The organism is Acetobacter sp. DmW_043, from assembly GCF_002153485.1.
GTDB lineage: Bacteria > Pseudomonadota > Alphaproteobacteria > Acetobacterales > Acetobacteraceae > Acetobacter > Acetobacter thailandicus.
This window is the reverse complement of record NZ_JOMN01000020.1, coordinates 1-25,774: the sequence shown is the minus strand read 5'-3', so window position 1 is coordinate 25,774 and position 25,774 is coordinate 1. Positions and strand designations below refer to the sequence as shown.

Genomic DNA, 25,774 nt, shown 5'->3' with positions numbered 1-25,774 from the left:
TGTTGCCGCATTTTTCGGCCGGACATAGTGGCGGGGACCTGCTTCATCGTGAGGTAAAAGCCGCGAAAAAATCTTCGGTTTCAGATGAAAAATTACAGGATAGCTCTGCATCTTCAGAGCATATCAATGTTGTTGGTCATCTTAACCGTGCCCGTGCCCGTATTTTTCCCGGGCTGGGTGCGGTTGATTACCATATTGATCAGCGTCAGATAACCACAACCCCAGGTGGACAGAATGCTGCCTTTAGCCAGGTTCTGCTTCGTGTGCCGGGTGTTGTGCTGGATAGCTATGGAGAAGTCCATGTGCGTGGTGAACATGGTGGCCTGTCTTACCGTGTCAACGGTGTGCTCCTGCCTGAGGGGTTAAACGGGTTTGGTCAGGAACTTGATACACGTATTATTCAGTCAGTGGATTTGCTTACGGGTACTTTGCCAGCTCAGTTTGGGTTTCGCACTGCCGGGGTCGTGGATGTCACTACAAAAACAGGCAATACTCTGAAACATAATCAGATCTCGCTTTATGGTGGCAGTTACAACACATTTGTTCCGTCTCTTCAGTTTGGCGGAACGCATGGTAAACTCGATTATTTCAACACGTTATCATATACGCGCAATGACATTGGTATTGAAAACCCGAGTAACAGTTTTCGTGCTGTGCATGACAGAACAGAGCAGGAGAAAGCTTTCTCATATCTCTCTTATCACCCTGATGAGGTCAGTCGTCTGACCCTGCTTGCCAGCGCATCGTATGCTGATTTTCAGATACCTGATTCTTTTAAAACATTTGATGTTAAAAGCCCTGATTATACGACGATTTATAATGTAGCGGGTTTAAACCCGCATGCTCCATCAATGCACTGGTCAAAGCTGAATGACACTCAGACAGAACAGAATTATTATGCTGTGCTCTCCTATCAGCGTACAGCAGGAAAATTAAATTTTCAGGCCTCGCCCTATTTTCGTTATGGCCGGATTGATTACAAACCTGACCCCGATCGGGATCTGCTTTATCAGGGTGTTTCTCAGCATGAGGTCAACGATTTTACTACAGGTGGCATGCAGTTCGATCTTTCTTACAAAATTGCACATCGCCATACAATGCGGGCTGGTTTTCTGGGGCAATATACATCTGAAAGACTGGATACAAATACGCTTGCGTTTCCGGTTAATGCAGAGGACCGTCAGAGTTCTGATGTTCCTGTTCGTCTGATTGATAATACAGGGAACTGGTCGGTTGAAGCTGGTGCTTATATTCAGGACGAATATAAAATTACCCCTGCTCTGACATTCAATTATGGTGTTCGTTATGACCGGTTTGCATCATCGTTTGATAATGAAGGGCAGATAAGCCCAAGGGCTAATATTGTCTGGAAACCAGGGCATACAACAACGTTGCATATTGGTTATTCGCGCTATTTTGCACCACCCTCACCACAATATATCTACCCTTCAACACTTTTAAAATATGCTGGTACGACCAATGCCGCCGCAAATATGATAAATGATGCAACAAAGGTGGAAAAAACAAATTATGTCGATGCCGGTATTCTTCAGCGTATTACACCAGAGTTTCAGATTACGATTGATGCTTATGCTAAATGGGCACATGATCTGACTGATCTCGGACAATTTGGGCGTGCCGTTATTCTTGCACCTTTCAGTTACAGAAGAGGGCGTGTTTATGGTGCAGAGTTTGGCAGCTCATGGCGCCATGGACCATGGTCATTATTTGGTAATTTCTCTTTTGTTAAAACGTCAGCACGCGACATTAATTCAGCTCAGTATCAGTTCGATATGGCTGAACTTGCTTACATAAAATCACATTCTATTCAGCTTGATCATCAGGGAGAGTTCACCGCAACGGCAGGTGCATCATGGATAACCAGGTACGATATGGCATATATTGATTTCGTGTATGGTTATGGTTTGCGGAGTGGGTTTGCTAATCTTGAAAAAGAGCCTCAGTATGACGTGTTTAATATAGGTTATCAGCATACTTTTACACAGATAGCTGCCAGGCATGATATTAAAATACGTGCCGATATCATAAATCTTTTTGATAAGCGCTATCAGCTTAGAAATGGCAGTGGTGTTGGTATTTATCAGGCACAATATGGGCAGCGGCGTGGAACATTTTTTTCAGTTATCTGCGAGTTCTGAACGGGCTGTTTCTGGCGTATATAAAACATGTTGTTAGCTCTTAAAATATTTTTTCAGGGCAGTCGTGTCGTTTTCATAAAAAAATAATAAAACGGTAGTATAAGAGGTGATATGAGGCCGGTGTCTCTCATTAAGGCCTAACGTGTGTGGTGTATTGATTTTTTTAAAGCTTCTTTTCGTATAACGGTTCCGGTTCTGGCTTTTACCTTAAGTGGCGTTCTATCTGGCCGGGCTCAGACGGTATCAGTTGCGGCAGTCTGCAACCCTGCATCTGATGGCAGTAACCCTTGTCCTCGCCATATTCGCCTGCATACAGCGTCTTCTTTGTCGGCGATGGCACGGGTAGGGAGGGCAATGTTTTTTGATCAGGCTTTGTCAGGATCAGGACATTTCTCCTGTGCATCCTGCCATGAGCCTTCCCTTCATTATGGGCCAGCTGGTACAGCGCCGGTTTTTCTTGGTGGCAGAAATGCAGACCGGCAGGGACGACGTGAGATACCTGGTCTGACTTATCTTGAACGTCAGCCTCCTTTTAGTATCGGGCCGGATGATGCTGTGGCTGATGATGTCGTGCCTGCTGTTGCTGTGCCAGCTACAGGTACAGCACATGCAGCCAAAAGTGCAGTTAACACAGCCTCGTCAGCGGCTAATCTTGTCCCGCAGGGAGGGCTTTTTCTCGACGGGCGGGTCGATACATTGCTGCAACAGGCGCGCGGACCAATGTTTGATCCTGATGAAATGGCCGCGAATAAAGATCAGGTTATTAAGCGTCTTCAGACAGCAGATTATGCGGCGCCTTTACGTGAACTTGCCGGGGTGCGTGGTCAGAAATCTCCTGATTTTCTGCTTGCTGAAGGGCTGTTTGCACTTGCGCGGTATCAGATTGAAAATCAGGCATTCCACCCTTACTCAAGTAAGTTTGATTTCTGGCTTCAGGGTAAAGCACATTTTACCCCTGAAGAAAGTAAAGGATATGTTTTATTTAATGATCCAGCTAAAGGGAATTGCGCAGCATGCCATGTGGATACAGTAAGAAGAGATGGTTTGCCACCACTTTTTACTGATCATCAGTATGAAGCACTGGCAGCCCCTCGCAATATGGCACTGCAACGTAATAAAAATCCGTCATATTATGACCTGGGTGTTTGTGATCAGAAGCCTGACGGACGCAAAAATCTTGCTCCTTACTGTGGAATGTTTGCGACGCCAACTCTAAGAAATACTTCAACACGACAAACATTTTTTCATAATGGTATTTTTCACTCGCTTGAGGATGTTCTTGATTTTTATGTCCTCAGAGATATTGAACCTCAGCGTTTTTACCCTGAAGATACCCGCGGAAAAGCGCAGTTATATAATGATTTGCCACAGGTCTATAAGAGCAATGTTGATAGAACAGATGCGCCATTTAACCGCAAACCTGGCGATGTACCTGCTTTAAGTCGCTCTGAACGTAAAGCGATTATTGCATTTTTAAAAACATTAACGGATGGATGGTCTGATGAAAATGATAATTATAAAAAATAAAGTTTAAAAAGGCCTGACTGAAACCATCAGACCTTTTTTGTTCATGAGTTACAAATTGCTTCATGCAGAACAGTTATAACGTCACAAAAATTTACAGAAATTTAAGGCGGCGCTCCGTTATATTTTTCGATATTTTGTTTTGCTTACTGTATTAGTAACAACCGAACCAGTTTTCGGATCAAGCTGAAGCTGGCCGGAGCGCGCATGTGTAAAATTAAACAGATCATCAATGCTGGCAGCATTTTTATCAAAAGAGCCACTACCCAGACGAGCACCATCGAGCCAGTTGTCTTCAATAAAGCGCACTACTGAGGCCTGGGTCACAAGAGTATGACTCACTGTGTTCTGTTTCGTAAAAGGTGAAATAACGATAAAAGGTGTACGTGTGCCAGGACCACAACGGCCATTAACTGGTTTGCCGCTAACACCCACAGGCTGGTTGTCAGGTGTACCACATACACCGCTACCATTGAGCTGGTCAGCTGTTGCATCAAATGAACCATGCTGTGGTTTTGTATACTGGTGGTCGTACCAGCCGTCTGAATCATCATATGCGATAATAATAGCGGTGCTGCTCCATTCAGGCTGCTGCTGAACAAAATTAACCAGTTTTACAACACCTTCTTGCTCATCAAGAGGATTGGAATATCCTGCATGACCATCCTGATAGGCTGGCATCTTAATATATGACACAGCAGGGAAGTTACCGGCATTCAAAGCACTGTAAAAGTCGTTCAGGTCATACTCATGATTTGCGGGTTCAGCAGCTGTCGAATTCAGCATAGTGCTGTAACCTACGGCCTTAATTGAAGACGGGCGGGTATGTTGAGGGTTAGATGTGCTGGCAAAATACTGAAACCAGTTATGATGAGGGATGTAATCAGCTACATCTTGTGAAACAACTTCAGAATATGTCTGGCGCTGACAGCCTGTCGTGCCGTCAGCGTTGACCTTTGACAGATCAAAACCGCCCATAAAACCACCCCATGGGATGTTTTTTGTATTGAGCAGATCACCAATATTTTTGGAATTTTCCATCATCACGGTGTATGTGTGAGAGGAGCAGACGTCATAAGCCGGGTCAACGTCATTGATCATGGTGTAGCCACCCTGACCGTCATTAATGATGGCTGATGATGTTTTTGCACCTGCAATAGTGTTAATGCCGTTTGTCTGACCACTGACAATCTCAAGTGCACCCGGCGTTGACGGACCATATGTGTCTGTATAGCTGTTGTCACTCATCGCAAAGTTCTGAGCGTAATTCCAATAAGCAGTAACGGTATTACCATCAAAATATCCCAGCACCTGACCTTCTGTACCAAATGCGCCAACACCACCTGATGTGCCATTACCTGTATATTTAGGGAACAGATCCATAGCACCATTATGCGTGGCATTCTGCTCGGCTGTATAAGCGTGATTCTGGTCAGCGGTTGCAGCCTGCGTGCGGTCGAGACGGAATGGGAGACCGGCCCCCGAGCCATTGGCTGTATTCGTGTTCGGGTTCGTATCGAGCAGATGTGCTGTTTGCAGGTTATTTACCTGAGGTGTACCGGATGCAGCTGTAAAAGATGGCTCTCCCGATGGGTTTGTTGCCTTAGGATATGTTGCAAAATAATGGTCGAACGACACGTTTTCCTGGTAAATAATGACCAGATGTTTGATTGGTGTTTTTGTTGCAAAACGCGAGGCCGGCATGTGCCCGGCTCCTGAAGCAGCGATTCCTGCTGCGCTACTCATCGCAGGCATACAGACAAAAAAAGACAAAAAAGCCGAGAATGCGACTTTCGTAGACCTGGCGAACACTGTTACGTCACCTTTCGTGTTTTGCTTTCCGGCTTCGGGTGTTGCAGCACTATAAAAAATACCGTCCCCTGAATATCAGGCAACGGCCACACCTTTAATGTATGCTATGCCCTGACTGACAGAGCATTATATAAACCGGTTGTTCTTTAGCTTGTGTTTACCAGGAGTTGTGTGACTGTTTTGTGAAGAACACATGACAAGAGAAACGGTTTTTTTTGTTCAATCATAAAAAATCAATCGAAAAAATTAATAAATACGCCTTGCCATTGCAGGTGCGGGAACGATAAATATATTTTTGGACACGGTTTTTCCACGTGTCATTGTTCGTGCATTGTACTACTGAAGAAAAACAATCCAGAGTGCAGCCATTGCCATACAGGCGAGTGAGACTGGAGTACCTGCCCGCATAAATGTGCCGAATGATATTTTAACACCAAAGCGGGCAGCCTGCTCAACAACGATAATACCTGCCAGGCTACCAAAAATAATCAGGTTGCTGAAAAACCCTGTGCCGAGAGCCAGTGCTGCTCCTATCGCATTGGCATTATGAGCAGATTGTAAAAAGGGCACGAGCAGCATTACTGTTGGGTTATTGCCGATTATATTGCTCAGCCCGGCACTGGTAGCGAATAAGGCCAGAGGGTTGCTCAGGTCGATACCCCAGTTATTGAGTTCATGAAGCAGGTGCTGCGGCAGATGTGTTTTGCTCAGGCCTGCGTTTACAATGAATAAGCCAGAAATAAGCAAAAGCAGATTAGCATCAACCTGTTTAAGGACATCTTTTGAGGAAATTTTGCGGTTAAGAAGCAAAATAGCTGCTGCTGTCAGGGCAACCAGTTCTTTTGACCATACGCCCAGTACAAAGGCGGTAATAACGGCAATAGTGATAAAGGCTGCTTTGCAGGTTTCAGGAACATTAAGCACAACAGCCGTTTCTGATTGCGCAGGTAGCAGCAGTTGTGTTTCAGAGGCGGGTAGCGTCCATTTACCCCGGTAGAGCCACGCCAGGATACCCCACACAATGGGTAAAGACACCAAAGCAGGTAACCCGGCGACGGACAGAAAACCAGTAAAGGATATATTCAGTTCCTGGGCTGCAATCATATTTTGCGGGCTGCCGATTAATGTGCCTGCAGACCCTGTGTTTGCGGCAAAACAAAAACCAAGCAAAAAAGGTACCGGGTTCAGGCCGCGGGTTAACGTAACCGAAACCAGTAGCGGGGTCATGGCAACAACGACAACATCATTTGTTAACACGGCAGAGAGACCGCCTCCTACAGCAACAAACACAGCGAGCAGAGCAGCAGGGCCAACCGATAAAGTCGCTACTTTTTGAGCAGTCCATGCATAAAAGCCGGATTCCGTGAAAGCGCCAGATACAACCATAAGGCCGAACAGCATGCCAATGGTACGATAATCAACAGCAATCCAGGCCTCTTCAGGGCTGATGCAGCCGGTAGCCATCATAGCCATGGCGCCAATCAGTGCGGCCCCTGTACGGTCTACATTAAAGCCGGGCAGCTTGCCCAGGCCCATAGCAACGTAAACCATCAGAAAGAAAAATAAGGTAGTATCCATTAATACAGGCGCCCTGATTGTAGCATTGCGTGCTCAGGTGAGCACGCAAACATAAGAGAGTTATTCTTTATCTTGTTTGGCTTTATGGTAAAGCTTTCTTATCTCTTCAATGTCGACGGTCGGGGCAGGAAGCTGCAGATGCATATCTGTCAGAGTGTCTGCAATGATTTGTGAAATCGCGACATTGCGAAACCATTTGTGGTTAGAGGGGATAACATACCAGGGAGCCTGTTCAGTTGAACATTTGTTAAGCATGTCCTCATAAGCTGCTGTATATTCATCCCAGAAAGCACGTTCTTTATAATCAGCATCACTGATTTTCCACTGGCGGGAAGGGTCATCCAGGCGCTTGCGAAAACGTTTAAGCTGCTCTTCAGGGGTGATATAAAGAAAGAATTTCAGAATTGTGACGTTGTTCGCTGAAAGCATTTTTTCAAAGTCATTGATTAATTCATAGCGTTTTGACCAGACCTCTTTGGGCACAAGGTCGTGTACACGCACGACAAGTACATCTTCATAGTGAGAACGGTTAAAAACAATGACCTGACCAAGCCCTGGTGTAAAAGGATGAATACGCCAGAGAAAATCATGTCGTTTTTCTATTTCAGTTGGTTGTTTAAATCCTTTTACAAATGTTCCCTGTGGATTCATTGACTGCATGACATGCCAGCAAACACCGTCTTTGCCTGCAGCATCAATGCCTTGTAAAACAATAAGTAAAGCGTGCTTTTTTTCTCCATAAAGTTTTTGCTGAAGTTCTCCCATACTATTGCGATTTTTCTCAAGGTCTTTAATCGCATCTTCCTTGGATTTATAATTACCATGAAAAGATGCATCAATATCTTTTAGTTTTAGTGAAGACCCTGGTTTTACAACCAGTTTTTTACGAAGATCCATAACGGGCTACTTTCATAAACAGTGATTTAGCGATGGAGAATATGTGTGGTGAGTTCAGCACTTTTCTTTTCACGACGTGCATAAATAGCGTTTGTAAGCAGTTTAATGCCGTCAAGGATGACCATCCAGATCAGAACATAAATCCAGACAAGTACAACCATCTGCCATGGAAGGGCAGGAACAAGAATGCCAAAAAGGCAGAGTAAAACTGCAACAATCTGTGTGCCGGTAACAGCTAATAAAAGCGGCAGACTTGGGTAGGGAGGACGAAAAAGCGTACCCTTGGTGCGCACGACAAACAGGAGGAGATGTCCGCCAGCGGCCAGCTGAAGGAAGATCATTGTCTGCAGCAGCAGAGGATTAAGCGGGATAAACGACATCAGAGCAGGCGTATGCATCCACCATATGCCGATAAGAAGTAAACCAAAACTCTGAGCCAGAGCGGCAATACCCATGACGGATGAAAAGGAGATAATCCGGTGCATATTCCATCGTACCGGTAACGGGCTGGCTTTAACGTGATCGTAAGCGATTGTCATAATCGGGATATCATCAAGGAGAGCCAGCACCACGATCATAATGGCTGTAAGAGGCTGAAAACCAAATGCAAGGTAGGCAATAACGACCAGGAACATAATGTCGATTGTCATTGCTATACGGTAGTAAACATAAGATGTAATACGCTCGAAAATAGCGCGTGCCTCGACAATGGCATTAACAATAGTTGACAGCCCAGGAGCGGTTAACACCAGAGCCGCAGCAGAGCGGGCGGCATCAGTTGCGCCACTAACAGCAACGCCACAGTCAGCCTGTTTGAGAGCCGGGGCATCGTTTACACCGTCACCTGTCATAGCAACAATGTGCCCCAGCTCCTGCAGTGCTTTGACAATTTCAAATTTATGTTCAGGGAAGACCCGACCAAAACCATCTGCATTTTCAACAGCATGCGCAACATCTAATGGAATTTTATCAGGATCAGTGCCTTTTGCAAAAATGTCTGTTGCTTTTATCAAATGTTCACCAAGGCCGAGCTGATGTGAGATTTCAGCACCAATGGCAACATCATCACCTGTTACCATTTTAACTGACAGACCAAGCTGTTTTGACTCAGCTATGGTCTGTGCTGCATCAGGGCGGGGTGGGTCAAGCATTGGCAGCAGCCCTGACAGCTGCCATGTTTTTCCGGCATCTTTTGATGTGGCTACACCCAGTGCACGGGTACCATGGCTTGCCAGCTCTGCAACTTTTCCAAAATAGGCAGTATCCTGTTCGTCTGTTGCATCTTCACTAATCCCGCACAGCCTGGCAATAACCTGAGGCGCACCCTTGGCATAGTGTATTGTCTGACCATCAGGCCCCTGAACAATACCGACCGTTTTTTTATTAACCGGGTCGAAAGGCACAAAGTCAGTTTGTTTGTAGCCGTTTAATGCATCGGCTGATGGCAGAGCTTTCAGAATAGCCTGGTCAATAGCATCTGTACTGTTGTTCTGTGTGGCCAGAGCAGCTGCGATGATCAGAGAATCTGGCTGAGCAGAACCAAAGGGAATGGGTGCCTGAAGCGTCAGTTTGTTTTGAGTCAGAGTGCCCGTTTTGTCGGAGCACAGGACATCAACCCCAGCGAGTTCTTCAATGGCAGAAAGACGTGAAACAATGGCTTTTTGCCGTGAAAGTGCCAGTGCTCCCAGAGCCATGGTGACAGACATAACCGCGGGCATGGCGACTGGCACTGAAGCTACCAGTAGTACCAGTACGAACTGAGCAATGGCTCCTGCTTCGCTCCAGTGCCAGCCAGTACCACTGGCCAGATCGTGGCATAGTCGGGCACCGACCAGAATAAGAGCAAGTGCCGCTGCAAGCAGAATAAGAAAATCGCCAATGCGCAGAACAGCTTGCTCTGCATGCGATTTGCTGCCTGCTGAAGCAACCAGACGGGCTGTACGACCAAAAAAAGTGTTATTGCCTGTTGCTGTAATAATACCACTCATGCTGCCCTGACGAGCAATTGAGCCTGAATAAGCGCTGTCGCCTTCTTTCTTGGAAACAGGGAGAGACTCACCGGTCAGAGCAGCCTGATCAACTGACAGATAAGCGCCGTTAGTGAGCAGCAGATCAGCCGGAATAATTTCTCCTGCGTTGACTTTTACCAGATCTCCAGGGACAAGATCAGCCGCGTCAACTGTAATCCATTCTCCGCCCCGGCAGACTGATGCTTTAAGAGCAAGCCCTTTTTTCAGAGCAGCAAGAGCGTTGGCGGCTTTGTTATCCTGCCAGAAACCAACTGACGCATTGTAGATCAGTAAACCGGCAATAACAAAAAAATCAGGCCAGTCATGGCGGAAAAAAGAAATCACAACTGCAATTTCAATCATCCACGGGATAGGCCCCCAGAAGTAGCTTAGCAGCTTTTTCCAGCGGCTTTCTTCATGTGCCTGAATGACGTTAGGGCCGTCTGTCGCAAGGCGTTGTTTTGCTTCATCCGCAGTTAGTCCCTGCGGTGTACTTTTCATTTCAATGATTTTTTGTGTGATACCGGCAGCATCGAGAGGCATGGCCTTTCCGGTAGTAGCTTTTCCGTTCGTTGTTGTTTGTGAGGAAGGTGAAATGGGAGGGGTATCAGAAGCTGTAGCGGCAGAAGGGGAAGACATCACTAGCTCCGTTCTGTAGGTGCAAAAACAGTCTGCTCTTGCAAGGGGATAAATATTAGGAGTGAGAGGTCTGATTATGTCAATATAAATTAAACAAAATATTTATACTTTTTATTATCATGCATAAATAATAACTTATATTGAGTAATTTTTTATTTTTATAAATATTAATTTTTATATTATTAATAAATTAAAGTGATTTTTTTAAATTTTTCAATGATATAATATTTTACAAGGTATATATAAAAATATTATTTATTATTTTTGAATATTTATAAAATAAATTATAGAATAATATTGATATTTTTCGCAAAAAATATGGTGTGCACATCCCGAAGGAAAATATTCATGACCCTGCCTTGTTTGTTGCGGCATCGTTTTCCTGGTGAGGTCAGCGATCGCGGCAGAGCTGCTGTGACGTATCTGTTTTTATAAGACGTCCTTTCACTCATGTTAAAATATCATACCAGAAAATCACGAGGCAAAACACTTCGGTGGGTTCCCGCTTTTATGGGATTTTGTTAGGTAGCGCGACCAGAGCGGAGTGGTTTGATTACATTAAAATCATTTTGATTTCGAATTATTATGATTGTATAATGTTCTCAGATTAAACCTTTTCGTCAGTGCGGGCGAAAATGACCTGTGCCTTTCGGGGCTGAAGTGCGACACAGAGCGGATCAACGGCGGTTCGCTGGCCCTTAAGGGCGATGGCTTTTGCATGAATGTGTAAGTCATCAGAGAGACGTTCTGTGGACAAAGGGTTCCTGAAAGCCGGCCATGCGCCGACTCTTATCGCAGCATTTCTGTATTTCGACGTTTCATTTATGGTCTGGGTTTTGCTGGGCCCGCTGGGTATTTCGATAGCGCATGACCTGCATCTCAATGCCGGAGAAAAGGGATTTCTGGTTGCGACCCCTGTTCTTGCCGGGGCGGCTTTACGTGTTCTTGCCGGGGCGCTGGTCGATGTTTTCGGGCCGCGTCGTGTCGCTATTGGTGCGCAGCTTTGTGTTATTTTTGGTCTTGCCCTGACCTGGTTTCTTGCTCCTCACAGTTATGGCGGTATGTTTTGGGTTGCGCTTGTTCTGGGTGTTGCCGGGGCATCTTTTGCTATAGCTCTGCCGTTAGCGTCTGCGTGGTATCCCCCGCGTTATCAGGGTACTGCTTTGGGTATTGCCGGTGCAGGTAACTCAGGTACAGCACTCGCTTCCTTATTTGCTCCAGGTCTTGCCGCTGTGATGGGGTGGCTTAATGTTCTGGGGCTGGCAACACTTCCCCTTATTATTGTACTGATTTTGTTTGTGTGCCTGGCACGCGAGCCTGCAAGACGGCCATCGGGCCCCTCTCTTGCATCATGGGGAAACACATTAAAATCTGGCAGTTGCTGGCTCCTGATGTTTTTCTATAGCGTCACATTCGGTGGTTTTGTGGGGCTGGCATCGTTTCTCACCATTTATTTTAATGATCAGTATCATCTTCCTCCTGCCATTGCCGGAGCCTGTACTGCTTTTGTCGTGTTTAGCGGATCATTTATCCGGCCGGTTGGCGGTGCAATGGCAGATCGCATGGGTGGCACAAAAGCGCTTATGTTACTTTACGCTGTTGCAGGCTTTATTTTTGCCAGCATTGCTGCGGGCCTGCCTTCGGTTTATCTGGCTTTTGCTGCATTTTTTGCAGGTATGCTTGCTCTTGGTCTGGGCAATGGTGCTGTCTTTCAGCTTGTCCCTGTGCGTTTTCCTGCCCAGGTTGGTATTTTGACCGGTCTTGTTGGTATGGCCGGTGGTGTTGGCGGGTTTTACCTTGCTTCCTCACTGGGGGCAGCTCGTCAGTTTGCCGGTTCATATGGGCCAGGCTTTTTTGTTTTTTCACTTTTGTGCTTTGTCGCCTGTATTTGCGTTACGTTCTGTCATCGTAAATGGACCGGAGGGATGGTATAATGCACTCTCTCACACGCTTTGCACGTCAGGGAAGCTGCGGTCTCATTGCTTCCCTTATGCTTAATAACGCATGTGCTCTGGCAAATGCGCCGAGAGCGGTAAAAATGCCCCCACAGCCGGTTGTGCCTGTTCCTGTTCTGCCGTTACCCAATAAACAAGCTATTATAAGCGGGGCGCTTTATCATCCTGACTGGGGTGTATTTAATACAGGCAATAATGCGGCTTCAGGTTTTGGTGTGACCGGTGGTTATGGCCAGGCCCGCTGGGCTGAGGACTGGAGCGCTCTGGCCCGGACTTCGCCCGCCGTTCGTCAGAAAGACTGGTTTAATCGTCTTAAATATATTCGGCTGAATAATAACGGGAGTATCTGGCTCAGCCTGAGTGGTGAAAACCGTTTGCGCTATATTTTCGAAAATCAGCCTCAGATGGGTTATGCCGGCAAAACTAATGCCAGCAGGGTGCTCTTACGTAACCAGTATGGCGCAGACCTGCATCTTGGTGAGCATGTGCGTGCTTATGCTGAGTTTATTTATGGTGTTGCCGGCGGGTCAAATACCTATGGCTATCAGCTTGGCACCGAGCGGGAGAGTCTAGATCTTCAGCAGGGTATTCTTGAAGTTAAAGGGCGCCTGCTTGGTGCCCGTATGGGGGTTATAGGCGGGCGGCAGCTGTTTCTCGATGCACCTGTCTCTATGCAGTCCCCCCGTGACCTGACAAATGTGCAGGAGACATGGGATGGCTTTCGTGGCTATGCAATATGGAAACGTTTCAGATTAGATGTTTTTGACTTTTTGCAAACCAATAAACTGCCGCAAAAAGTGTTTGCTGATGGCACAAATTACAATGCCCGTCTGTATGGTGCCTATACATCAACAGCACTGCCTTCATTTGAGTTTATGGGGCAAAAAAGCCAGATGTTTGCTGATGTATTTTTCCTTGGCTATTTATATGGCGGTGCAGCAGCATCTATTCCGACAGCTTCACCTGGTGGTTTGCAGAAAGGTTCATCACGCCGGGATAATATTGGTATGCGTCTGTGGGGGAATGCCGGCCCGTTCAGCACCAGTCTGACAGGCGTCTTCCAGGGGGGGCAGTTTCGTCCTGCACAGAATAGCCTGCATACCCGTTCGGTTCGTGCTTATGCGGTTAACGCTACAATTACATATAACCGGCCAGACTGGGTTGGTAAGCCAGGTTTTGGTATACAGGCCGATATTTTTTCAGGTGGGTCAGACAGTAAACATAGCGGTTCTGTTGGCACTTTTGCGACACCATATGTGCCTTTGCCCTATTATAATGACCTTTCTCTCTCTCTGACATCGCAAAATCTTATTGGTGTTGGTCCGGTTGCTAATCTTGCGATAAGACCTGATATGCAAATAAAATTTCATGTTCCGGTTTTCTGGCGTGCTAACACGCAGGATGCTGTTTATGGCGGCAATGGTAAAATCTACAGCTGGCGAAATAACCTGCATGGAGGGTTTACCGGTGTTATGCCCTACACACAGTTTTCCTGGAATTTTGCCCCTCACTGGGCATGGACTCATGATATTGAAGGGATACTTCTCTCACACGGGATGCGGGATGCCGGTGCCAGAGAGGGAGTACTTTATATGCAAACCCTCGAATTTAAATTTTAATGGCGGGAGGCACGCCCATGACCCAGAAAAAAAACCTTATTATTGTTGGTAATGGCATGGTGGGCCACTACTGTGCAGAACAGCTTGTTATGCATGGCCTGCACGAGCAGTATGATGTTCATATTTTTGGTGAAGAACGTCATCAGGCTTATGATCGTGTTCACCTGACAGAGTATATGACAGGGCAGGATGCTCTGGCGCTGAGGTTGCATCAGGAGGATTTTCACGATGCACATGGCATCACGCTTCACCTGAATGACAGGGTGACTCATATCAACCGTGATGAGAAAATTATTGTTACAGAGAGCATGCAGCTCCCTTACAGCACACTTATTCTTGCCACAGGTGCGCTGCCTTTTGTACCGCCTGTTCCGGGTAATACCGGCACGGCTGGTCTTGTATACCGCACACTGGAAGATCTGGACCTTATCCGTGATTCTGCCAGTAATGTTCAGCATGGCACTGTCATTGGCGGAGGGCTGTTAGGGCTTGAGGCTGCGAATGCCCTTAAAGTGTTAGGGCTTAATGTCAGTGTTATTCAGCTGGCCTCTCACCTGATGCCTGCTCAGCTTGATGAAGAGGGCGGACGTGCTTTAAAGCATCGTATTGAGGCCCTGGGCATAGATGTGCGTGTTCAGCACCAGACGCAGGAAATTGTTGCGGGTACAACGCATCGGCACAAACTTATTTTTGCAGATAACACGTCACTTGAAACTGACCTTGTCGTTTTTTCAGCTGGTATCAAACCACAGGATAATCTTGCCCGTACCTGCGGGCTTGCTATCGGGCAGCGTGGTGGCATTGTTATCGATAATCACTGTCGCACGTCAGATCCTGATATTTTTGCTATTGGTGAGTGTGCGCTGTGGGAGGGAAAGATTTTTGGTCTGGTCGCTCCAGGCTATACCATGGCGCGTGTGGTCAGTGCATTACTTGCTGGTGATACCGAGGCTGCTTTTACCGGTGCTGACATGTCAACGAAGCTTAAGCTACAAGGCGTTGATGTCGGTTCTGTAGGTGATGCACATGGCCTTGAGCCTGGTTCCACCAGCTATCGTTTTATTGGTGAGGCCGATGGCTCATATCGTCGCCTTGTGCTTTCAGCTGATGGTAAGCGCATCACCGGTGCCGTGCTGGTCGGTGACAACTCGTATTATGATACGATTTTTCAGTATGTGCAGAACAGCATTGCACCACCGGCTGACCCGGCGACCCTTATACTGCCGCGGGGGGAGGGGGCAGCCTTACTGGGCGCTGATGCCCTGCCTGAAACGGCAACAATCTGCTCTTGTCACAATGTGACAAAGGGGGCCATCAGCGCGGCTGTCGGGCAGGGCTGTACAGATCTTTCAGCGCTGAAAAATGAGACAAAAGCCGGGACAGGTTGTGGCGGTTGTACCGCCTTGCTGAAAAACGTGTTTGAGACTGAACTGAGTGCACGTGGGATCACGGTTGACCGGAGTTTGTGTGAGCATTTTTCGTACACCCGGCAGGAGCTTTATTCTCTTGTCAGGGTGCATGGCATCCGTAGTTTTGAAGAGCTTATGGCGCAGTACGGTAACGGAGGGCTTGGTTGTGATATCTGCAAACCAGTAGTCGGTTCTGTTCTGGCTTCAGCCTGGAATAAACCTATTACCGACCCGTTATATATCCCCCTTCAGGATACGAACGATACTTTTATGGGGAATATGCAAAAAAACGGGACCTACTCTGTGGTGCCTCGTATTGCAGGCGGAGAAATTACACCTGATAAGCTGATTATTCTGGGGCAGGTGGCTAAAAAATATAATTTGTATACTAAAATAACAGGTGGTCAGCGTGTAGATCTGTTTGGTGCACAATTACACCAGCTTCCCGCAATATGGGCAGAGCTTCTTGACGCAGGCTTTGAAACCGGCCACGCATACGGAAAATCAACCCGCACTGTTAAGTCATGCGTAGGCAGCACATGGTGTCGTTATGGTGTTCAGGATAGTGTTGGTAAAGCGCTCGATTTGGAAAATCGCTATAAAGGTCTGCGCTCCCCTCATAAACTGAAATTTGCAGTCTCTGGTTGTACGCGCGAGTGTGCAGAGGCCCAGAGTAAAGACGTTGGCATTATCGCCACGGAAAATGGCTGGAACCTTTTTGTGTGTGGTAATGGTGGCATGCGGCCACGTCATGCAGAGCTTTTCGCCACAGATCTCGATTCAGAAACGCTGGTCAAATATATTGATCGTTTCCTTATGTTTTATATACGCACAGCAGATAAACTACAGCGGACATCTGTCTGGCGTGAAGGGCTGGAAGGCGGTCTGGAATATCTGAAAGATGTTATCATTCACGATAGTCTCGGTATCTGTGAAGAGCTTGAACAGCAAATGCAGCATGTCGTGGACACATATCACTGTGAATGGAAAGATGCGCTTACAGATCAGGAAAAACTGAAACGCTTCCGTACATTTGTAAATGATAGTCGCCCGGACCCCAACATTCGTACTGTGCCTGAGCGCGATCAGGTTAAACCTGCTGACAATCAGCCTGAGCAGTCATTGACAGCAGGCCCGGCGGAGTGGACAGACCTTTGCGCTCGGGAGGACCTGGTCGCACGTTCCGGGGTGGTTGCTTTATATAACGATATACAGGTTGCTTTGTTCTATCTGCCCGATGCCTATGGGGAAGGGCAAGTATTTGCTGTTGATAATCATGATCCGTTTTCCCATGCTAATGTGCTGGGGCGTGGACTGATGGGAGACCTGAACGGAGAACCCGTTGTGGCTTCCCCTCTTTATAAACAGCATTTCCGTCTGACAGACGGGGCATGTCTTGAAGATGTTACAAAATCTATCCGGGCGTGGGATGCGCGGATCCACCATGGCCGTGTAGAAATTCGTGCACTTAGTACGGCGGGTGCTGTCCCGACAGAAACGTTGATGGCGTAATTCTGTATGACGTGCCGAGAAGTCCGTTCTGTTTGTCCTTATTGCGGTGTCGGATGCGGCATCGTGATGGAGGTTAAAGATCAGAAAATTGTCCGGGTGAAAGGTGATGCTTCTCATCCGGTTAATAAAGGACGTCTGTGCACTAAAGGTAGTACATGTCATGAGCCGGTGACATCTTCAGCGCGCCTCGATACAGCACTTATTCGCTCAGAGCGGGCAGCGTCGCCCGTGCCCGTATCACTTGATGCGGCTATTGAGACAACGGCTAAGCGTTTACGTTCTGTTCTTGAAACGCATGGGCCTGATGCCATTGCTCTTTATGTTTCGGGTCAGATGTCGCTTGAGGCGCAGTATCTGGCGAATAAACTGGTCAAAGGTTATTTGCGCACACGCCATATCGAATCAAACTCACGTCTGTGCATGGCAGCTGCTGGTACAGGCTATAAATTGTCTCTTGGTGCTGATGCGCCGCCTGGATCGTATGAAGACTTTGACTGCAGTAATCTGTTTTTCGTCATTGGTGCGAATATGGCAGACTGTCATCCGATCCTGTTTTTGCGTCTTATGGACCGTAAACGTGCATCAGGTGCGAAACTTATTGTTGTGGACCCACGTCGTACGGCGACGGCTGATAAAGCAGATCTGTTTTTACAGATACGCCCGGGCACAGATCTGGCATTGCTCAATTGCCTGCTTCTGCTGCTGATTGAGCTGAACGCTATTGATGAAAAATTTATAGAGGCTTCTACCCGCGGCTGGGGGGATATGCCTGCATTCCTCGCTGATTATACACCTGATCGTGTCTCTGCTCTTACAGGTCTCTCGGAAAACGATATACGGACAGCTGCACGCTGGATTGCTGAAGCGAAAGACTGGATGTCTCTGTGGACTATGGGTTTAAACCAAAGTGTATCGGGGGCGTGGCACACTAACGCGTTATGCAACCTGCATCTGGCTACAGGTGCTATCTGCAGGCCCGGCAGTGGCCCGTTTTCGCTTACCGGCCAGCCAAATGCGATGGGCGGGCGTGAAATGGGGTATATGGGGCCGGGGTTGCCTGGGCAGCGCACGGCTCTTTCAGAAACAGACAGATCTTTCTGTGAGGAGCAGTGGAAACTGCCACCGGGCACGATCCGTAGCAGCGGAAGTGATGGCGCCATTGCGATGTTCAGAGATATGGCAGAGGGGGCAATTAAAGCCTGCTGGATCATCTGCACGAACCCGGTTGCTACTGTTCCCCGCCGCGGTAAAGTAAGAGACGCTCTTGAAGCTGCAGAGCTGGTTATAGTGCAGGATGCTTATGCAGATGCCGAAACCGGCCGTTATGCTGACATCCTGCTTCCCGGTGCTTTATGGGCGGAGGGCGATGGCGTGCAGGTCAGCTCTGACCGTACCATGACACTGGCTCGTCAGGCTGTGGCGCCACCCGGAGAGGCCCTGCCGGACTGGCAGATTATTGCCAGAGTTGCATGTGCCATGGGGTTTAGCGAGGGTTTCTCCTTTGCGTCTTCGGCTGAGATATTTGCCGAAGCTGGTCAGTTTACAAACTCACTGACAGGTTACGATATTTCGGGGGTAAGTCATTCCCGTCTGCAAACAGGCCCTGTTCAATGGCCTGCGGCAGAGGGTGATCTCTCCACAAGGCATCCTGTTCGTTATCGTCCTGATATGCAGGCCCCTCCTGTTTTTGCACATTCTGATGGTAAAGCTGTGTTTTTGCCACGCCCATGGATGGCGCAGGAAGAACAGCCTGATGAACATTATCCTTTTTTGCTGAATACCGGCCGTCTGCAACATCAGTGGCATACCCTGACCAAAACGGGTCGGGTCATGCAGCTCAATAAACTTAATTCTGGCCCGTTTATTGAAATTTCTCCTGACGATGCAAAACACACAGGTATTTCAGACAAGGATCTTGTAGAGATACGCTCCGTGCGGGGAAGAGCCGTATTGCCTGCGCATATTTCATCACGCGTGGCGCCAGGGACCTGTTTTGCACCTTTCCACTGGAATGACCGGTTTGGTGAACAGCTCTGCATCAATGAGGTCACTTCTGATGCGGTTGATCCGCTTTCGTTGCAGCCAGGCATTAAACACTGTGCCGTATCGCTTACTTTAATCGGAACTGCTTCCTCTGTGACACAGGAGAGAACTGACATTATGCCAGCCGATTTTCTTGCTCAGCATCTGAACCTGACAGCATTTAAAAAACCAGAATTTTCGGGCGGGAGTGTCGGCTGGATAAACGGCTTTCTGGAGGGGTTACGGCTTACGCCGCCAGAGAATACAGTGCCGGTTATTCCACCTTCTGCTCCGTTATCGTCTGAGCAGGTGTCTTACCTTAACGGGTTGCTGACCTCACTTTATTCACGTTTGCCAGCTGTGGCTCCGCGTAATGATAGTCAGCCTGCCTCTTCACGACCGGCGCTTACACTCTGGTGGGCTTCTCAGACAGGGAGAGCTGAAATGCTGGCGACACAGCTCAGCTCCTGGCTGAGTGAAAGTGGATATGACGTGAGGCTTGCTGGTCTGGAGGGGTGTTCTCCCGACGATCTGACAGGGACAGCTCTTTTTGTAGTCTCTACCTTTGGTGACGGCGAGGCGCCCGACAGTGCAGTTCCTTTCTGGAACATGCTGCAGCAGCATAATACCCCACTGACGACACTACGTTATGCAGTCCTGGCATTAGGGGATTCTGCTTATGCCAGTTTTTGTGGTTTCGGGCGTTTACTGGACAAGAAGCTTAGCTCTCTTGGTGCATTTAGTTTGCTTGAGCGTGCAGAGTGTGAACCTGATTATGACGACGTGGTAGAGACCTGGCAGCCTCAGTTACTCAAAGCACTGGGGGATGAGGGTAAGAGCACCGACACAAAGCCGTTAATGAAACAGCCGCTATGTGTATCTGAGGGGATAACCCGCGATACACCCGTAACTGCACGCCTGGTTAAAGTTACACATCTGAGCGGTGAAGAGGGCGGGAAAGAAACATGCCATGTTGAGCTGGATATATCCGGCACTGGTTTAAACTATACTACAGGTGATGCACTTGGGGTCTGGCCACTGAATAATGAAGCCATTGTGCAGAAAGTGCTTAAAGCCCTTCAGCTTGCTGAAAACACTATGCTCACACTGCGTCATAAAGGGGCCGTGTCTCTGGGTGACGCCCTGCGCCGGTGCTTTGATCTTTCTCGTCCGGCACCGGCGTTGCTGAAAAAGCTGGGGTTAACGGAAAGCGGATATTTGCCTGACCTGATAAGCACTTTGACAGTGCCACCCTCAGAGCAGGAGATACCTGCGCTTTTCAGGCGCATGCAGCCACGTCTTTACTCGGTGTCTTCATCATCGCGTCTGCATCCGGAGCGGGTTCACCTGACGGTTGGTGTAAATTATACGCCGTTTCCTGGTGTCTCCTCCACATGGCTGACCCGCCTTAAAAGTGGTGAGGGGGTTTCAGTTTTTATACAGCCATCCTCGCATTTTCGCCTGCCGGAGGATGATAGTCTGCCGGTAATTATGATTGGACCAGGAACCGGGATCGCACCATTCCGCGCGTTTTTACAGGAGCGTGCTGTCCGGCAGGCAACAGGGCCTGCCTGGCTCTTTTTTGGTGAACGTCATGAAAAAAATGGGTTTTATTATCGCTCAGAGCTGGAGGATTTTATGGCTCAGGGGTATCTGAGCCGTCTTGATACAGCTTTCTCTCGTGATCAGGATGAACGTATTTATGTGCAGGACCGTATGAACGAACACAGTTTTGCCATGTGGGAGTGGATTAATCAGGGTGCCTGCCTTTATGTCTGTGGTGATGCTGCAAGAATGGCACGTGATGTTGATGATACTCTGAAACAGATTGTCAGCCGTCATGGCGCGATGGGCATTGAACAGGCCGGGGAGTTTCTGGCAGAGCTGGCACGCAGCGGCCGCTATCTGCGTGATGTATATTAAACAGAAAGACAACGGGTGATGAAGGTCCTTCTGGCAGATGAAAATTCCCACAGAGCAGGAGCCCTGGCAAGCCTGCTCGCAGCCGACAACACTCTGGATGTTGTTATGCTTCACCCGGGCACCAGCCTTATTAATGCTGTACGCATACATATACCTGATATTGTTCTGGTAGATATAAGCCGCTCTGATCGTGATGCACTTGATAGTGTAAGAGCACTTTCTGCCTCTGGCCTTGAGCGGCCTGTTGCCCTGTTTATTGATGAGGATGACGAGAGTCTGATGGAAGATGCGTTTGCGGCTGGCGTCTGCTCATACAATGTACTGAATACACCGGTAAAAGATGTAAAACCTTTGCTGCGTTCTGCAATTGCACTGTATCGCCGCTTTCGGCAAACCAGTGCAGAACTACAGGCCGCCAGAAAAACATTGTCTGACCGTGAAGCGACAGATCGGGCAAAGCTGCTTTTTATGAAAAATGAATGCTGTAAAGAAGATGAAGCTTACCGCTGGTTTCGTAAGCAGGCTATGGAAAAATCACGGAAAATAGCTGATATCGCTAAAGATTATCTTGCCCGATATGACAGGAGTACACCAGTATGAGCTCATTATGCCGTATTGGCGTTTTACAACTGGCTGATAGCGCCCCCGTGCTGGTGGCGCACGCACGCGATATTTTTTCCCGTTATGGTCTGAATATTCAGCCTGTTGTTATGCCCTCATGGGCTAACGTTGCTGATGGTCTTGTCTGGAATGGCCTTGATGGGGCACTTATGTTTCCGCCACTGGCTATAATGACAGCGCTTGGGCAGCGGGGGAGGGCTATTGGTTTGCGCCCTGGTCTGCCTGTCAGCAGGGGAGGGAATAGTATTGTTCTGCGTGGGCAGGCTGCGGCACAGAGTGCGTGGATTTCGGAACCAGACAAAAAGAAAGCGTTTCATACCTGGCAGAGTTCTCTTAACCGTAAGCCGCGTCTTGCTGTTGTTCACCTTTATTCGACACATTACCTTATTCTGACACGATTTCTCAAAAAAATTTCCGTCTGCCGTAATACGGAAACAGACATTGTGGTTATGCCTCCCGCTCGTATGATTGAGGCTCTTCTGGGAGGAGAAATTGACGGGTTTTGTGCCGGTCCACCCTGGGGCGCAGATGCCCAGCTCCGTCACCTTGCCTTTGCTGTATCAGGCTCAGCAGCTACTGTGCCAGATCACCTGGAGAAGATGCTCATTTTAACAGATCAGTGGAAAATGAGATATCCGGATGAAACAAAACGTCTTTATTCAGCACTCTCCGAAGCAGCAATCTTATGCAATCAGTCAGAGAATTCAGCTTCAGTGGCAGCATTACTGAGTGCTAAGCAGGAGAATAATGGTTTAAATTTGCCCGAAAAAGCTGTGCGTTCTGTTTTGTCTGATGGAAAAAATATTACAGAAACAATGTCTTTTAATACGCATATCCAAACACCAGAGCTTTCGTTCGGGTGGATGATCCGGGATATGTTGCGTGAGGGCTGGTTAACACCGGATGATCTGACCAAGTTATCTGCTCTGGGCTGGTGTTAGTTGTTCAGCTCCTGAATATACTTCCTGAGTAAAGGAAGCCGCATAGTAAAATATTATAGCAGCTTCCGGTATTTTCAGTTTTAACCTGCATGAGCAGAGCTGATTAACTCAAAGGAAGACCTGATATTTTTTATGTTATCAGGTCTTCGTGTTTCCTCAGGCTGTTTTTTTGCCTTCCTCATCCTGCGTTACACAGTAAGGACCGGCAGCTTCGATGCTGAGTGAAAGCAGGCCGATGCTGCCTGGTTTACGAGGCCCCAGTGGCAGAGAGGCATTGCCGTTTGTCCAGCGTGCTGAAGGGTGGGCGATACCATACCAGCCGTTCAGTGCGTCATCGGTGAGGTGATGGATAATCTCTCTTTTTTTGTTGCCTTCAAAAAAGAGCACTTCGCCGATAAGTACACCCAAATTGCGTCGGTCATCAACAAATGGCCCCCGGGTGTCAGAGGGTTTACTGCTGTTTGAGACGATCTGCACAGTATCAAGACCGTCAGGGATCATGAACATGACGCATTTATCAACTGTACGGAGTGGCTGAATGATATGTCCGTTAGCTGAACGTAAATGCAGGTTTGTCTCAGTTGTGAGTGCAGGCGGCAGTGTCTGAAGTGGCAGTCTGCGCTTTTCTGCACGTTGTGCAATCTGGCGGTAAATGGGTTCTACCCGTTCGCGTGACACATCCAGCGGAGCAGCGGCATCATTTTCCCAGCTTTTTGTCTGTGGGTTAAAGATGAACACATTTCCCTGCTGCCTGAAGGCATTACGGTTACCTGTATCGAGATAGCTTTCAGTCAGCATACCATCAGCCATAATGACTGAATGGCCCTCGGTTTCAATATGGTAGTAGTCATAAGACGGAACTGAGTGGTCATAAAAGACTGAGCGGCCGTTAACCAGCATACGTGCAGGAATAAATGCATTGTCGAAAAACAGGCAGTGTTCAGCTGTTACCAGCAGGTCTTTAAAAGGAACACCTGGTGCAATGGCATCCTGGAGAATACGAACAGGGTAGCCGGCTTCATCGTCAGATTTGTCTGATTTTACAGTGCAATGTGCCTTGCCTGCCCATGTCACAGTGGTATGGCATGCTTTTCCGTCCTGATAAGAAACGATAACATCACCTGGTTTCAGGTCCTGCACGGCCATTGTACCATCGGGTGTGGCAATGAGTGTATCTGCCAGGAAGCAGACCTCATAAACCAGGTCACCATCAGAATTTTCACTCAGAGTATAGCCAATTTCTTCAACACCAATGATGTTGAGCGTAATGGATGAATTATCCTGAAGTGTGAATGTGACGTGATTGGCGTCAGGGTATGTGACGTCTTTAACGTCATTAGCTTTCACACTTTCGAGTGTAATGCTGTCAACAGCACCTGTTCCGACATTTTGAGTGAAACCTGAGATAACAGTTGTCGGGCTTGTATTGCCAGTAATAACCAGGTCAGAATTGCCATCACCCGTGAGGGTGACTGTGCCCCCTGCGGTTGATGGAATGGTGACCTGGGCACCTCTTTCTGCTGTGACGTTGCCTGAGATGACACCGCCCGAAAATGCATAAAGAGAACCACCGCTTGAAACTGTTGTTGTGCCTATTACGCCTTCGCTGCGCGCATATAAGGAGCCACCGCTTTCAACAGTATTATTTGCAATTATTCCGCCGGCAGCAGCCTCCAGAACACCTCCGCCAGAGACAACAGCAGAGGACGAAAGGCCTCGTATACCAGCACCACCGCTGCTGGTAACAGTAAGGGTGGAGACTACGCCCCCGCTGCTTACAATAAGTGTATTGCCGGAAGATATAGTCGTACTTTGCAGGGTCGCCCCTGAATTAACGTAAATATTGGCGTTGCCGGCAGGTGGAGTTTCGTACGTATCAACGGCACCACTTTCTAAGATAAGAGTGCCACCACTAGTGGTCCATCCCAGATAAGGAGGAGAGTTATAAGCGCTGATTACGCCACCATTGAGATGGACAGAAGTTACCTCATTGGCGCCTGCGGAAAATACCGCTGTTGCGCCAGAATTGATGGTTGTACTGGCGAGGCTGCCACCACTGTTCACAGTGAGTGTATTGCCAGAGGACAGCGTAGCGCTGGATAGCTGAGCCCCTGAATTTACTATGATACTGGCATTTCCAGAAAATGGTGATTCGTTCGTGTCAATGGCACCACTTTCTAAGATGAGTGTGCCACCACTACTGCCCCACGTAAAATAAGGAGGAGAGTTATAAGCGCTGATTACGCCGCCATTGAGAGTGGCATTTTCATTGGCGCCTGCGGAAAATACCGCTGTTGCGCCAGAATTGATAATTGCACCGGTGACGCTGCCGCCACTGTTTACAGTGAGTGTATTGCCAGAGGCCAGCGTAGTGCCGGATAGTACGGCCCCTGAATTTACTATGATATTGGCATTTCCAGATGAAGGGTCCTCACCTTCTGTATCGACTGACCCACTTTCGAGAATGAGTGTGCCGCCATTACTTCCCCAGTTAAAGTAAGGTGTAGAGTTAAATGCACTTATTGTGCCACCGTCTAAATTTACATTGTAATAATATTCGTTAGTGCCTGCTAAAAATATAGCGGTTGCAGCGCTACTGATAGTTATATTGCTGAGAGCCCCACCGTTTTCAACAGTCAGCGTACCGCCTTCGAATGTGTTGTTGAGTACAGTGCCCCCGCTTTGGATTGTTAAGCTGCCTCCGGAGGTAAGCGTTGCGCCGGCAAACGTTCCGCCAGATTCAACGGTTACAGATGTAAATCCGGCGCCGTAAAATCCACCTGGGTTTGTCCATCCATTCAGACCATCATCAACATACAGGACGTTGGATGTAACATGACTCATTCTCTGTTTACCTTCATAACTATTTAAAACGTAATCAATTGAATTATTTCAACGAGTTCTCAGAGCAAACATTATGCTGAAGGCAGCTGGGGATGATCAGGCTGTGATTTATAATGCAACTCATCTGCGAGTTTGTTTATAAATAACTATGATCTTTCATGCTGTTTCGTTAAGAAAAAACAATCCTGCGTGATAAATAAGGTATATCTGCACATACCATCAAATAAATTATATATTAATAATTAAAAATTTATTAATGATAAATAAATCATAAAATGTAAAAAATAAAAAAATAAACAATTAATATTTA

The 25,774-nt window shown here is 47.7% G+C and carries 14 protein-coding genes; 9 read left to right on the top strand and 5 right to left on the bottom strand.

The window, feature by feature from the left end:
- Positions 1-2 precede the first annotated feature (2 nt).
- On the top strand, positions 3-2,159 hold the full coding sequence (locus HK11_RS07185; RefSeq protein WP_233133360.1) for a TonB-dependent receptor: 2,157 nt from the start codon (positions 3-5) through the stop codon (positions 2,157-2,159).
- A gap of 144 nt (positions 2,160-2,303) precedes the next feature.
- Positions 2,304-3,686, top strand: coding sequence for a cytochrome-c peroxidase (locus tag HK11_RS07180; RefSeq protein WP_233133359.1), 1,383 nt, complete (start codon positions 2,304-2,306; stop codon positions 3,684-3,686).
- Between the two features lie 117 nt (positions 3,687-3,803).
- Here the strand turns inward: HK11_RS07180 and HK11_RS07175 are convergent, their stop codons facing one another.
- Positions 3,804-5,438: an alkaline phosphatase family protein gene (locus HK11_RS07175; protein WP_086554675.1), complete on the bottom strand. Its 1,635-nt coding sequence runs from the start codon at positions 5,436-5,438 to the stop codon at positions 3,804-3,806.
- On the opposite strand from HK11_RS07175, the gene HK11_RS12465 reads away from it, so the two are divergent.
- The gene (locus HK11_RS12465; protein ID WP_173560040.1) at positions 5,338-5,550 is read left to right on the top strand and encodes a hypothetical protein; all 213 of its coding nucleotides are present in this window, start codon (positions 5,338-5,340) and stop codon (positions 5,548-5,550) included. The genes HK11_RS07175 and HK11_RS12465 overlap by 101 nt on opposite strands.
- Before the next feature lie 281 nt (positions 5,551-5,831).
- Here HK11_RS12465 and HK11_RS07170 read toward each other — a convergent pair whose 3' ends face one another.
- Genes HK11_RS07170 through HK11_RS07160 form a run of 3 tightly spaced genes read right to left on the bottom strand, consistent with a single transcriptional unit; the run spans position 5,832 to position 10,618 of the window.
- The gene (locus HK11_RS07170) at positions 5,832-7,073 is read right to left on the bottom strand and encodes an SLC13 family permease (protein ID WP_086554673.1); all 1,242 of its coding nucleotides are present in this window, start codon (positions 7,071-7,073) and stop codon (positions 5,832-5,834) included.
- A gap of 60 nt (positions 7,074-7,133) precedes the next feature.
- Positions 7,134-7,970, bottom strand: a complete 837-nt coding sequence (locus tag HK11_RS07165; RefSeq protein WP_086554672.1) for a polyphosphate kinase 2 family protein — start codon at positions 7,968-7,970, stop codon at positions 7,134-7,136.
- Positions 7,971-7,996: 26 nt separating this feature from the next.
- Positions 7,997-10,618 (bottom strand): plasma-membrane proton-efflux P-type ATPase, encoded by a 2,622-nt coding sequence (locus HK11_RS07160; protein ID WP_086554671.1) that lies wholly within the window; start codon positions 10,616-10,618, stop codon positions 7,997-7,999.
- A gap of 749 nt (positions 10,619-11,367) precedes the next feature.
- On the opposite strand from HK11_RS07160, the gene HK11_RS07155 reads away from it, so the two are divergent.
- From HK11_RS07155 to HK11_RS07130, 6 genes are read left to right on the top strand one after another with little or no spacing between them, the layout of a single operon-like run.
- Complete coding sequence (locus tag HK11_RS07155; protein WP_086554670.1) at positions 11,368-12,552, top strand: NarK/NasA family nitrate transporter; 1,185 nt, start codon at positions 11,368-11,370, stop codon at positions 12,550-12,552.
- A complete protein-coding gene (locus HK11_RS07150; protein ID WP_198943237.1) occupies positions 12,552-14,192 on the top strand; it encodes an alginate export family protein in 1,641 nt (546 codons plus the stop codon). The genes HK11_RS07155 and HK11_RS07150 overlap by 1 nt, the downstream gene beginning before the upstream one ends.
- 17 nt (positions 14,193-14,209) lie before the next feature.
- Positions 14,210-17,113 carry a nitrite reductase large subunit NirB gene (gene nirB, locus HK11_RS07145; protein ID WP_086554669.1) on the top strand — a complete coding sequence of 968 codons (2,904 nt, stop codon included), beginning with the start codon at positions 14,210-14,212 and terminating at the stop codon, positions 17,111-17,113.
- A gap of 6 nt (positions 17,114-17,119) precedes the next feature.
- Positions 17,120-21,058 (top strand): bifunctional nitrate reductase/sulfite reductase flavoprotein subunit alpha, encoded by a 3,939-nt coding sequence (locus HK11_RS07140; protein WP_086554668.1) that lies wholly within the window; start codon positions 17,120-17,122, stop codon positions 21,056-21,058.
- Positions 21,059-21,076: 18 nt separating this feature from the next.
- Entirely contained in the window at positions 21,077-21,658 is a 582-nt protein-coding gene (locus tag HK11_RS07135; RefSeq protein WP_086554667.1) for an ANTAR domain-containing response regulator, read from the top strand.
- On the top strand, positions 21,655-22,620 hold the full coding sequence (locus tag HK11_RS07130) for a CmpA/NrtA family ABC transporter substrate-binding protein (protein ID WP_086554666.1): 966 nt from the start codon (positions 21,655-21,657) through the stop codon (positions 22,618-22,620). Before HK11_RS07135 ends, HK11_RS07130 begins: the two co-directional genes overlap by 4 nt.
- Before the next feature lie 156 nt (positions 22,621-22,776).
- Here HK11_RS07130 and HK11_RS07125 read toward each other — a convergent pair whose 3' ends face one another.
- Positions 22,777-25,464: a Hint domain-containing protein gene (locus HK11_RS07125; protein ID WP_086554665.1), complete on the bottom strand. Its 2,688-nt coding sequence runs from the start codon at positions 25,462-25,464 to the stop codon at positions 22,777-22,779.
- Positions 25,465-25,774 lie beyond the last annotated feature (310 nt).

Coding starts and splice junctions, on each gene's coding strand:
- HK11_RS12465 (WP_173560040.1), top strand. CDS start 5,338: ATGACCAGATGTTTGATTGGTGTTTTTGTTGCAAAACGCGAGGCCGGC.
- HK11_RS07125 (WP_086554665.1), bottom strand. CDS start 25,464: ATGAGTCATGTTACATCCAACGTCCTGTATGTTGATGATGGTCTGAAT.
- nirB (WP_086554669.1), top strand. CDS start 14,210: ATGACCCAGAAAAAAAACCTTATTATTGTTGGTAATGGCATGGTGGGC.
- HK11_RS07170 (WP_086554673.1), bottom strand. CDS start 7,073: ATGGATACTACCTTATTTTTCTTTCTGATGGTTTACGTTGCTATGGGC.
- HK11_RS07140 (WP_086554668.1), top strand. CDS start 17,120: ATGACGTGCCGAGAAGTCCGTTCTGTTTGTCCTTATTGCGGTGTCGGA.
- HK11_RS07135 (WP_086554667.1), top strand. CDS start 21,077: ATGAAGGTCCTTCTGGCAGATGAAAATTCCCACAGAGCAGGAGCCCTG.
- HK11_RS07160 (WP_086554671.1), bottom strand. CDS start 10,618: ATGTCTTCCCCTTCTGCCGCTACAGCTTCTGATACCCCTCCCATTTCA.
- HK11_RS07150 (WP_198943237.1), top strand. CDS start 12,552: ATGCACTCTCTCACACGCTTTGCACGTCAGGGAAGCTGCGGTCTCATT.
- HK11_RS07175 (WP_086554675.1), bottom strand. CDS start 5,438: ATGCCTGCGATGAGTAGCGCAGCAGGAATCGCTGCTTCAGGAGCCGGG.
- HK11_RS07165 (WP_086554672.1), bottom strand. CDS start 7,970: ATGGATCTTCGTAAAAAACTGGTTGTAAAACCAGGGTCTTCACTAAAA.
- HK11_RS07130 (WP_086554666.1), top strand. CDS start 21,655: ATGAGCTCATTATGCCGTATTGGCGTTTTACAACTGGCTGATAGCGCC.